Origin of the sequence: Staphylococcus pasteuri, assembly GCF_030547725.1 — a bacterium.
In the GTDB taxonomy this organism is placed as follows: domain Bacteria; phylum Bacillota; class Bacilli; order Staphylococcales; family Staphylococcaceae; genus Staphylococcus; species Staphylococcus pasteuri.
On record NZ_JAUOQO010000708.1, the window covers coordinates 1 to 247 of the forward strand.

The 247-nt window shown below is 49.4% G+C and carries 1 pseudogene; it reads right to left on the bottom strand.

The features are described from left to right. Positions 1–247, bottom strand: a pseudogene (locus Q4528_RS15225) (pyridoxal-phosphate dependent enzyme); the annotation flags it as partial.

A 247-nucleotide genomic window follows, 5' to 3' on the forward strand; every position in this document is an offset into this window, starting at 1 on the left:
GCTCGGTTTCATAAACCCAGCGGAGCATTTCTTTCATTCGCTCATCCGTGACGGTGTAAACACCATTAAGAATCGGTTGAACGACGCGTCCAACAAAGCCTGATGGTCTTCCTACAGCAAGACCGTCTGCCGCAGTCATGTTGTCGATCCCAAAGTCTTGAACGGACACTTGATCATGTAAACCTGTCATTAAGCCGATAAGCATTGACGGGGAGTGTGTCGGTTCTGCAAAGTAGCAGTGCACGTG